We start from the raw sequence: 11,150 nt of genomic DNA on the forward strand, positions 1-11,150 counted from the left end.
TACCACGTGAGGTAACGGAGTTCGGTGCGCGCACGGAAGGGCCCCGGGTCGCGTGGGCGAGGCGGGGCCCTTCGGGGTGGGCGGTACGACGGGCCGACCGGCGGGCGGGTGGTCGGTCGTGGGTCGGACCTACGCCGGCAGGCCGGCGCGGGCGGCGACGGCGGTGTCGGGCTGGTCGGCGAAGACGCCGTCCAGGCCGAGGCCGTAGAAGAGTTCGTACTCGGACGTGATGTCGCCGCGGGCGTTCGGGTCGGCGCCGAGCCGGAAGTCCAGCGGGAGGAACTGGTTCTCCGCGCGGAACGTCCAGGCGTGCACGATCAGTCCGGCGCGGTGCGCGTCCCGGATCACCGAGGTCGGAGCGAGCAACCTGCCTGCGGCGTCACGCGGGACGATCAGGTTCTTGTTGGTGCCGATGCCGTCCGCGTAGGTGCCGATCCACTTCAGGTTCTCCGGCTTGACCAGATCCTGGTACGTGCGCGGGTCGTTCGCCACCGCGAGGTCGTACGGTCGGCCGGTGGCGTCGAGCAGCTGCACGAGCTTGACGTCGATCATCCGGTTCAGCTTGCGCAGGTTCGTGGTCTCGAAGGACTGGATGAACACCTTGTCCTTGCGGCCGGAGAGCCGGTTGTGCTGGAGCGTCCGCACCAGGGGCTCCTCCAGCGGCAGCCCGATCGACTGGAAGTAGGTCGGGTGCTTGGTCTCCGGGTACACGCCTATCGTGCGGTTCAGCCGCCGGCCCTCGGTCCGGGCCAGGTCCAGCACCTCCTGGAGGGTGGGTACCTCGAACCGGCCGTCGAACGCGGTGTTCGTGGGCCGCACCTGGGGCAGCCGCTCCTTGGCGCGCAGCGTCTTGAGCTCGGCGAGGGTGAGGTCCTCGGTGAACCAACCGGTGACCGGGGTCCCGTCGATGGTCTTGGTGGTCCTGCGTGCGGCGAACTCCGGGTGCGCGGCGATGTCCGTGGTGCCGGAGATCTCGTTCTCGTGCCGGGCGACCAGCACGCCGTCCCTGGTCGAGACCAGGTCGGGCTCGATGTAGTCGGCGCCCATCCGGATCGCCAGGCGGTAGCTCTCCAGGGTGTGTTCGGGTCGGTATCCGCTGGCACCCCGGTGGCCGATCACGATCGGGTGGGCCGAGGGCCGCGACGAGGTACGGGATGTGTCGTCCTGGGCCGCGGCAGCGGGTACCGCGACCAGGGTCGCCAGCAGTACGCCGGCCACGCCGAGCGCGGGAAGGATACGTCGCAACGCCATCTCCTGTTCGTCCGGACGCGGCGAAACCGCGCGGCAGCACGCATCGTGCGGGCACGCCGAGTCAACCCGGATCGCACGACGCCCCGCCAGGACGAACCCGTGGCCCATGGATGAACCTCCGGAAAACGGCCGGGGGCGCGTCGTGTTGATGGGGGTGTTGCGACCGGGGGCGGGGCGAGGCGGGGCGAGGTGAGGCGGCGGTGCGGTGATGTGGCGGAGACGCGTCGGCGGGTCGGCGGTGCTGCGTCGTCGTGGTGCCGCGTTGGCGTGTTGCGTGTGGTTCGGCCGGGCGGGGGCCAACCCCCGTTCGGTCCCCGTCCGGCCTTGTCCGGCCACGTTCGGCGCGGCCGGGCCGCGGTGGGCCCGACCGCCCGCTGCGGCCCGGTTCGCGACCGCGCGTGGCCCGGTTCGTGATTCGTCCCGAAGGTGCGCGCGGTCCGGTTCGTGGTCCGGTCAGCGGGTGGAGGCCGCCGTCGGGAGTTCGGTGAAGATCTCGAAGCGGGTCAGGTGCTCCGGGGTGAGCGCACGCAGGAAGCTCTCGGCGGCGAACGCCTGGCCGGCCGCGACGGTGCCGGTCGCGGTGTGCGCCCCGGCGAGGATGCGCTCGACGGCCTCCACCACGATCGGTGCGGTCACCGCGTAGATGTCGCGTCCGGCGACCACCGCACGCCGCTCCCGGTCGCCGCGCCGGACGACCGCCTCGACCAGGTAGGTCTGCGCCGACCGGCCGTGCTCGTCGGCGGCCGAGGGCGCCGGGGTGGCCGGGTTGCGGATGTCGGTCAGCGGCGCGAGGTTCATCACCGCGCGCACCTCCGGAGTGTCCAGGTGACGCGGGATGGTGACCTGGTCGGCCGAGGAGAATTCGTTGATCTGCTGCTTCCCGAACGGTGCCGGGAACTCCCGGTCGGAGACCTCGGTCGAGTAGGAGAACGGGCTCAACCGCCCCTTGGTGAACACCATGTGCTGTCCCGCGTTGGTCTCACCGGTGAGCCGGGTGCCCGCGGTCGGCAGCCAACTGTCCAGCGCGAAGGCGAGGGTGATCTCGTCCGCGTTCGGCCAATCGCCCATGGCGACGGTGGCCAGCAGGTCGCCCAGCCCGCCGTAGAAGGCCATCGACGGCGCGAGCACGAGCCCCTGCTCCGCGGCCGGCTCGGACCGGGTGTCGAACAGCGCCACCGTGGCGGCCTGTTCGGCGGCCACGTCCAGGTAGTGCGCACCCGCGCGGATCGCCGCATCGGCCACCGGGAGCGTGGTCTCCAGGAACGGCCCCGCGCAGTTCACGACCGCCGCGACGCCGGCGAACGCACGGTCCAGCGCCTCGGGGTCGTCGGCGGCGGCGACCCACCGCGGCGCGTCCGGGTAGTCGGCACCGAAGGCGTCGAGCTTTCCCCCGTCCCGGCCGACGAGCACCACGGGGCGGCCTCTGCGGTGCAACTCCGCGACCACGAAGCGCGCCGTGTGCCCGTAGGCCCCATAGACGGCCACCGGGCGAGCCGAGGACGTGGGCGAAGTCTCGGCGGCGGCGAGCGGGTTCGAGGCGCTGTTGTCGATCATCGTTTCTCTTTCTGGAACCGGGACCCGGTCGACGGTGCGACCGAGCGGAAGGGAGTACGTGTTCATGATCCGTTGGCAACACGACCCACACCAGCGTCTGAAACGACATGGCCCGTACAGTTTCGGACGCGGACACGGACATGGACCCGGTCGCGAACACGCACACGGCCACGGGGGTGGACGCGACACGGGCGCGGGCGCGAACACGGCTGCGCCGGTGGGCCCGGTGGATTCGGGCTCTTCGAGTTCGAGGCGGCCTCGAGGGCGACTGTCACCCGGATGATTGCCCGGAGCTGGTTCATCGTCCAGGAGTTCGACCGTAGAGTGATTGCCGGCGTGCGGGTCGGGGTTCGCGTGCTTTGTGTTGCTTCGTCCGTGCCCCGCTGTCGACTCGCCGCTGCGCCGTTCGTCCCTTCGTCCGTTCGTCCCTTCGATTCCTCGTCTCTTCGCCGTCGTTCGTCCGTTCTTCCTCTGTCCGACCCCTCGCCGGGTCGGATTCGTGTGTCGTGTCGCGTGGCGGCCGTGTCAGTGGCCGAGTGCGTGGGTTCGGCGCGCGGACCCGGCGACGCGTTGATCGTGTGCGCCGGCGGATCCGCCGCCACCTCGGAATGCAGCCACGACACAGGAGGCCCACGCCTTGGCTTCGAAGTTCGCTCGCCCCGTCCTCGCCCTCGTCGCGACCCCCGCGCTCGCCGCCCTGCTGATCGGCGCCGCCACCTCGGGAGGTGCCGCGACGCCCGGTGCCCCCGGCGCGGGCGACCCGTACTTCCCGCTGTCCGGCAACGGCGGGTACCACGTTGCCCACTACGGTCTCGACCTCGACTACACCCCCGAGACCAGACGGCTCGAAGGCACCGCCGACCTCGCCGTCACGACGACGCGCAAGCTGAGTTCGTTCAACCTCGACCTGTCCGGACTGACCGTGGAGAGTGTGCGGATCGACGGCAGACGGGCCGCGTTCCGCCGCGACGGCGCCGAACTCACGGTCACGCCGGCGCATGCGCTGGACAAGGGGCGCAGGTTCCATGTCGTGGTCACCTACTCGGGTGTGCCGGAGCACGTGACCGACCCCGACGGTTCGCCCGACGGGTGGATCATCCAGCCGGACGGCTCGGTCTTCGTGGCCAATGAACCGCAGGGTGCGATGACCTGGTTCCCGAGCAACAGCCACCCGAGCGACAAGTCCACGTACGACGTCAAGGTGACCGTTCCCGACGGCTGGACCGCGGTGTCCAACGGTCGACTGTGCGACCAGCGCAGCCGGGCCGGCAAGACCACCTTCTCGTGGTCCGAGGCCAAGCCGATGGCCGCCTACCTGGCCACCGCGAGCATCGGCAAGTTCCAGGTCGAGCAATACGTGACCAGGAACGGCCTGCCCGTCTACAACGCCGTGGTGCCGAGCCAGGCCGCGGCGGCCAAGCCGGTCCTGGACCAACTGCCCGCCGTGATCGAGTGGGAGAGCGGGCTGTTCGGCCGGTACCCGTTCGAGGCGGCCGGCTCCATCGTCCAGGACGCGCCGGACGTCGGCTACGCGCTGGAGACGCAGACCCGGCCGATCTACGACCGGGCCCCGAGCATCGAAACACTGGTCCACGAGACGGCGCACCAGTGGTTCGGCGACTCGGTCTCGCCGACCAAGTGGCAGGACATCTGGCTGAACGAGGGCTTCGCCACGTACGCCGAGTGGCTCTGGACCGCCGAGCACGGCGGGCTCAGCACGGCCGAGCAGTTCGCCGCCGACTACGCACTGCCGGCCACCGACTCGCTGTGGGCCTTCCCCGCCGGCGACCCCGGCGACGGCGGCCACCTCTTCGCCAAGCCGCCCTACGAGCGCGGTGCCATGGTCCTGGAGAAGCTGCGCCAGACCGTCGGCGACCGAGACTTCTTCACCATCCTCAGGACCTGGGCCGGCGAGCACCGCTACGGCCACGGCGACAGCGCCCAGTTCATCGCCCTCAGCAAGCGAATCTCCGGCAAGAACCTCGACGCCCTCTTCGCCACCTGGCTCTACGGCCAGGGCAAGCCGGCGACCCCGTAACCCGACCCCCTCGCCGACCTCACCACATACGGTGAGGTCGGCGAGGCCACCACGACGACATGGGCAACGGCACGACCCGCCCACGGCCGGCGGATCACCGGCCTCCAGGCGCGGGTGGAGACGACCGACACCGGGGCCTGGGCATCGGCTGGAACACGACCGGGACCGGCATCCACGCACACGGCCCGATGCCGGGACGGATCCTCACCGTGGCCTTCGACGGACCGTCGAGCGACCCCGAAGCACCGCTCACCGCAGGGGAGTTGCGGGCGAGCGTGGGTACCGTGTCCGGGGTGGACGTGACGGTCGCGAAGGTGCACATCGCGACCCGCTTCACCGACAACGCCCGGCAGGCGAGCACCTACCGCAAGGGCCGGGTGCTGCCGGGGGGCGATGCGGCGCACGTGCACTCGCCGTTCGGCGGCCAGGGCTTGCACGGTCCTGCCGGTCCGGCCCGACGGGGTGGTCACCTGGGCCGTCGACCGGCCCACCGACCCGGGAGAGCCGCTCGGGGCGGCCCGGCTTCGCCGGTTCGGCGAGCCGTCCCCGGCCCGACCGACGCGGGCCCGTGTGTGCGGGTCGACGAGAGCCCGACCCGACGCCCCCACCACTCGTTTGTCGACCCGGGGATTTCGCTCGGTGAGGCGTCGGCGAACACGGTGTGATCGGCCGTGCTATTCCACTCGGGAAATGCCGCCACGGGCGCTCGGTGAGGGTTGCGTCGAACGAAATGTGTTTAGCATCATGGCAGCGGGACAGATTGTGTCACAGTCGACGGGTATCGCGGCGTCGACGGTACGACGTGAACGGCGCGGCGGTGGATCCGGTTTGCGTTCGTGTCTCGGAGCCGAGGAAAAACGGTTGGTCTCGGCGTCGAATCGGGCCGGTAAGTCTGCGAGTCGGCCGTGTGGGGACCCTGTTGTGGGTGCGTCTTGCCCGCCTGTCACGGGGATGGGGTCGCCGCCCGGTGGATGCGGCGCATCGCCGGGCATGGGCGCGGAGCGACATGGCATCGCAGACAAACAACAAATATCGGGTTTGCGTGGCGAGGGACGGCGCACGGCGGGCGGGCGTATTCGTGGATTACGAATCCCGGCCCGATATACACATGTGCCCGAGTTCGGGTGCGTCGATACGCGAAGGTTCGCCGACAGTCGTGGGCGAATGACGTGCCGGGCCGACTTCACCGTGTGTGAGCCCGTAATTTCCATGAGCATTCCGAAATGGTGATCATGTGGAAGTCAAGGTTTTACGATGGCCATCCGAGGCGGAAAAGCGCGCAGTGTGCAGATCGAGGGGGATGCCCTGCCTGCTGGTCCTGGAGGGCCACGGGGTGTCGGTGCCCACGGGGCTGAACGTCCTGGAGGACTGGGTCAGGCCACCGATCAGCCGGGAGGACTTCGGAGCCCGCCGTGCCGCCCTCGCGGCCAGGGCCCAGGCGGGCGCTCTGCCGTGCATCGATCGTGAGGGTGTGCTGCGGTTCGGCGGACGCCGACTGTCGTTGTCTCCGGCCGAGGCGGATCTGATGCGGGTCCTGGTGGAGTCGTTCCAGGAGGTCGTGTCCCGGGAAAGCCTGGTCCGCCGGGTGTGGCCGGGCGACTGTGCCCAGCGGCGCAACGCGCTGGACCTGCGCATCCTGCGGCTGCGCCGACGCATCGGCTCCCTGCACCTGTCCATCCGTACCGCCTGGGGTCGCGGATATCTCCTCGACATCCACGACCCGCGGGAAGGCGACCTCGTCTGGTCGAGCGCCGGCGGGCACTGACGCCCGACCCGTGACCGCGCATCGGGCACCGACGACCCACCCGTCCGTACACCGCGGATCGGGACGTGCTCCCGCTCGACGCGCATCAGGACGTGCACCCGCTCGGCGGCTCAACCGGTGAGCCGGGACAGCGCAGCCAATCGCGCGTGCAACATCCCGGTCAACCGCGCCGCGGCCGCGCGGGGCACGTCCGACGGTCGATAGGCCACGACGCCCGTCGGCCCCCGATCCGGCCGGATGGCCAACTCCAGGCTCAACGAGGTCTTCGCAAAGCCGAAGTCCACGTCCTCGACGCCGAGACAGCCGGGCAGGGACGCCGTCCCGTCCTCCTCGTCCAGGGTCAGCCGCACCCGGATGTCCTGGTCCAGGACGGCCTCGGCTCCGGTCAGGGCGGCGAAGACGCGCTCGAAGGGCGCGTCGCCGTCGCCCAGCGCCGCCGTCAGCTCGTCCCGGGTCCGGTGGATCGACGCGGCGCCCGCCGGCTGCGGCCGACCCGGCACCCGGACCACGAGCGTATTGGCCAAATCGGCGAGCACAGCGCCCAGTTCCGGCCGCTGACGACCCGAGGTGCAACACCCCACCAGAACCTCCGGGCGGTCGTGCCACTCGGCCACCGCCGAGCCCCAGGCCGCCAACAGCACGGCGAACAGGCTCGATCCGGTCGATCGCGCCAGGTGGTCCAGCCCGCGGCCCGTCGCACCGTCGATCCGCACCGGGATCCGCGCGCCCTCCCGGACCCCGGAGTCGGGCAGGTCGAGCGGCGCCGCCCCGGCCAAGCGGGCGGTACTTCGGCCGAGTTGCTCGCGGATCACCCCCGAGACCAGACTGCGTCGTTGCCAGTGGGCCACGTCGCGCGGCCGCAACCGGCCGGGTACCGGCACCCCGCACAACCCCGGCAGCAAGACCGTGCGCAGCCCGTACCGGTCACACGCGATGTCGTGTGCCACCACCGTCAGCAACACCGCCGCCGGCCGGGCGTCCAGCACCCGCAAACGCACCGGCGGTCGATCCAGCCGAAACGGCGATCGCCCGTCCGCCACGGCCAGTTGCCCGGCCGCGCGGAAGGCGTGCGCCGGATCCGGCGACGCCGCGACGACCCGCTCCAGCGGTACGTCGTCGGCGTCGTGGACGCGCACCCGCACACCGCCGAGTCCGTCCGGGACGTAGGAGCCGCGCAGCGCCTCGTGCGACTCGATCGCCCGACGTACGGCCCGGACCACGTCCTCGGGATGGCGCTCCGGTGCAAAGCCGCACACCAGGCCGACGTGATGGAAGGCGCCGTCGTCGCCGTCCCGATGGGCCCGCCACAACGACTCCTGCTTCGTGGTGACCCGGTCCGGCTCCGCCTCGACCCGCTCGGGGCCGCCGTCCAGGTGGTGCAGGAGCCCGCGTTCGGCCAGGCGCGCGGTCAGCAGTTCGCGCTTGGCCGGCGACAGCGCCGCCATGCGCGCCCGCAGATCTGCTCCGGTGTCCGCGCTCACCGGCCCGGCTCCGGCACCTCGTCCTCGGCCAGATCCGCGACCTCGGCGACCAGCGCGGCCACGCTCTCCTCGCCCTCGCGGTACCGGTCGATGGCGGCGGCCAGGTCCGCGACGGCGCTGGACTCCAGCCATGTGCGCAGCGGCAGGCGGACCCCGAATCGGCTGCGCACGGCGGCGATCACCCGGGTGGCGAGCAGCGAATTGCCGCCCACGGCGAAGAAATCGTCGAGCACGCCGACGCTCGGCACGCGCAACACCTCCTGCCAGATCTGCGCGACGCCCCGCTCGGTGTCGGTGCGCGGCGCCACACCGGCGGTCAAGCGTTCGTCGATGCTGCGCCGCGGCGCGGGCAACGCCTTGCGGTCGATCTTGCCGGTGTGCCCGAGTGGGAACGCGGAGAGCAGCGAGATCGAGGTCGGCACCATGTAGCCGGGCATCCGCGCGGAGAGGAAGGCGCGCAACTCGGTCACGTCCAGGTCGTCCGTACGCGGCACGATGTAGCCGGCGAGGCTGCGTTCGCTGCCGTCGCCCCACGGGACGACCAGGCATTCGCGGACCCCGGGGTGTGCGGCGATCTCCGCCTCCACCTCGTGCAGTTCGATCCGGATGCCGCGCACCTTCACCTGATGGTCGCTGCGGCCCAGGAAGTGCAGGTTGCCGTCCGGCAGCAGGGTCGCCACATCCCCGGTGCGATACAGCCTGGCCCCGCCGCCCGCGAACGGGTCGGGCAAGAACCGGTCCGCGGTCAGGCCCGGACGCCCGTGGTAGCCGCGCGTGACGCTCGCGCCGCCGATGTACACCTCCCCGCGCGCGCCGAACGGCACCGGAGCCAGGTGCCGGTCCAGGACGTACGTCGTCTCGTTGTTCATCGGCCGCCCGGATCGCACGAACGGCAACCCGCGCTCCCGGGGCACCACATGGAAGGTGGTGTCGATGGAGACCTCCGTGACGCCGTACAGGTTGATCAGGTCCGCGTCCAGCGTCGCGTGGAAGCGCTCGGCGAGCGTGGGCGGGATCGGCTCGCCGCTGGCGAAGACGAAGCGCAGCGACGTGCACGCGGCGGCGTCCTCGGCGGTGAGGAAGGTCTGCAGCATCGCCGGCACGAAGTGCAGGGTGGCGACGCGTTCGGTGCGGATCAACTCGGTGAAGCGGTTCAGGTCCAGGTGCAACCTCGGCGGGGCGAGTACGGCTCGCGCCCCGACGAACAGCGGCCAGAACAGTTCCCATACGGCGGCGTCGAAGCTGTACGCGGTCCACTGCAACGCGGCCTCGTCCGGCCTCAGTTCGTAGAGCCGGCTGATCCACCAGACGAAGTTGACCGCGCCGCCGTGTTGGACCAGGACGCCCTTGGGACGACCGGTGGAGCCGGAGGTGTACATCACGTAGGCGAGGTTGTCCGGAGCCACCGCGGTGTGCGGTCGATCGCTCGGATGATGCGCCCACGCCTGCGGCTCGTCCAGCACCACCGGGTTGCGTGCCCGAGGCAACAACCCGACGAGGTGCCTTTGTACGAGCACCACCGGGCAGTCCAGGTCCTCGGCCAGGTAGGCCAGCCGGTCCGGCGGGAACGAGGGGTCCAGCGGGGCGTAGGCGCCGCCCGCCTTGAGGATCGCCAGGATGGCGATGTTGAGCTCGAATCCCGGCTCCGCGCACAGTCCCACGATCGTGTCGGGTCGCACACCGAGGTCGATCAGGTGGTGCGCCAGACGGTTCGCGGCGCGGTCCAGCTCGGCGTAGCTCATCGATTCGCCCTCGTGGACCAGGGCGGGGCGGTCCGGTGTGCGGTCCACCTGATCCTCGACGTGCCCGTGCAGGCAGGTCTCGCGCGGATGCTCCACCGCCGTGTCGTTGTGCGCGTTCAGCGCCGCCCACTCGCTCGCGTCGACCAGGGGGAGCCGGCTCATCGGGGTGTCGGGCGCGGCGGCGGCCCCGGCGAGCACGGCCGCGGTGGCGCGCAGCAGCCGCCCCACCTGCTCGGCATCGGTGACCTCCGGTGCGTATCGGGCCACCAGGGTCAGCGTCGCACCGTCGTCCTCGACGCCGACGACGAGCGCGGGCCCGGCCGGTTCCGGCGCCGGCACGGACCCGTCGTCGCGCGCGTCGACCACCGAGTCGTACAGCGCCGGGCCGCGTTCCGCACCGGAGAGTTCGTGCAACACCGCGCCCGGGAGTTGCCCGTGGGCGCGGGCCTGTTCCATCCACTCGGACAGTTCGGCGATCCAGGCCGCCGCGGGGGAGTCGTCCAGCCGCACGGGTGTGGGCAGGGTGCGTTCGAAGGGGCTCAGGCACGCGCGCAGGGCGGCGGGCCGGGTGTCCACCGACAGCCCGATCACGGCGAGCGGTTCGCCGCGGAACCTGGCCACCACGGACGCCCATGCGGCGGCGACCACGCGCAGCTTGCACGAGTGCGCCGACGTGGCCAACTCGCGGACCGCGACGGTCACGGGAGCGGAGAGCGCGACCCGCACCGTGCCGGGCTCGTGGCCGGACCGGGCGGGGGGATCGGGGAACAGCGGTGTGACGCCGTCGACATCGGCGAGCGAGCGCCGCCAGAAGTCGGTCGCCTCGGCCTGCTCCGCGGGGTCCGGACGGAGCGCGAGGTCGTCCGGCCGATCCACCGGCCGTTCGCCGCGGACCAGGGCCGCCAGGTCGCTCAGGAGCAGGTGCGCCCCCAACTCGTCCAGCAGCAGCGGGTGGTAGGTCAACACGGCCTCGCGGGTCGCGTCCGACCACACGAGGCGGCCGAGTGCGGCGGCCTGTTCCGTCGGGATTGCGCTTCGGGCCTCCTCGTCGGCGGCGCGTTCGTCCGCCGCCGGGTCGTCGTCCCGCAGGAACGGCGGCGCGATGCCGGTGTGCACGAGCGCGGGTTGTGCCTGCGACCAGTCGACGCCGATGGCCAACCCCGGTCGCAGGGCCATGAGTTCGAGCCAGGCCTTGTGTACGTCGGCCGCCGATGCGTCGGGCAGGGTCAGGTGGGCCCGGCGGGCGGGTCCGCGCGCCGAGTCGTCCAGGGCCGTGGCGACGAGCACGTCCTGCCGGGCGGGGGAAAGGGGCACGCGAT

Annotated in this window: 7 protein-coding genes; 3 read left to right on the forward strand and 4 right to left on the reverse strand. The window is 71.6% G+C overall.

Going from position 1 to position 11,150, the window contains the following annotated elements; genetic code table 11:
- Positions 1 to 129: 129 nt before the first annotated feature.
- Positions 130 to 1,251, reverse strand: coding sequence for a glycerophosphodiester phosphodiesterase (locus ACIBM5_RS00210; protein ID WP_396004612.1), 1,122 nt, complete (start codon positions 1,249 to 1,251; stop codon positions 130 to 132).
- 453 nt (positions 1,252 to 1,704) lie between these two features.
- Positions 1,705 to 2,805: a saccharopine dehydrogenase family protein gene (locus tag ACIBM5_RS00215; protein ID WP_396004613.1), complete on the reverse strand. Its 1,101-nt coding sequence runs from the start codon at positions 2,803 to 2,805 to the stop codon at positions 1,705 to 1,707.
- Positions 2,806 to 3,442: 637 nt separating this feature from the next.
- Here ACIBM5_RS00215 and ACIBM5_RS00220 point away from each other — a divergent pair.
- From ACIBM5_RS00220 to ACIBM5_RS00230, 3 genes are all read left to right on the forward strand, one after another.
- Positions 3,443 to 4,843 carry a M1 family metallopeptidase gene (locus tag ACIBM5_RS00220; protein ID WP_396004614.1) on the forward strand — a complete coding sequence of 467 codons (1,401 nt, stop codon included), beginning with the start codon at positions 3,443 to 3,445 and terminating at the stop codon, positions 4,841 to 4,843.
- Positions 4,844 to 4,902: 59 nt separating this feature from the next.
- Entirely contained in the window at positions 4,903 to 5,508 is a 606-nt protein-coding gene (locus tag ACIBM5_RS00225) for an FAD-dependent monooxygenase (protein WP_396004615.1), read from the forward strand.
- Between the two features lie 635 nt (positions 5,509 to 6,143).
- A complete protein-coding gene (locus ACIBM5_RS00230) occupies positions 6,144 to 6,608 on the forward strand; it encodes a winged helix-turn-helix domain-containing protein (RefSeq protein WP_391581835.1) in 465 nt (154 codons plus the stop codon).
- A gap of 110 nt (positions 6,609 to 6,718) precedes the next feature.
- On the opposite strand, the gene ACIBM5_RS00235 is transcribed toward ACIBM5_RS00230, so the two are convergent.
- Together ACIBM5_RS00235 and ACIBM5_RS00240 are read right to left on the reverse strand one after the other, a co-directional pair.
- On the reverse strand, positions 6,719 to 8,089 hold the full coding sequence (locus tag ACIBM5_RS00235; RefSeq protein ID WP_396004616.1) for a condensation domain-containing protein: 1,371 nt from the start codon (positions 8,087 to 8,089) through the stop codon (positions 6,719 to 6,721).
- On the reverse strand, positions 8,086 to 11,145 hold the full coding sequence (locus ACIBM5_RS00240; protein WP_396004617.1) for an amino acid adenylation domain-containing protein: 3,060 nt from the start codon (positions 11,143 to 11,145) through the stop codon (positions 8,086 to 8,088). The genes ACIBM5_RS00235 and ACIBM5_RS00240 overlap by 4 nt, the downstream gene beginning before the upstream one ends.
- Positions 11,146 to 11,150 lie beyond the last annotated feature (5 nt).

The sequence above is a fragment of the Embleya sp. NPDC050493 genome (assembly GCF_044458105.1).
Lineage (GTDB): Bacteria > Actinomycetota > Actinomycetes > Streptomycetales > Streptomycetaceae > Embleya.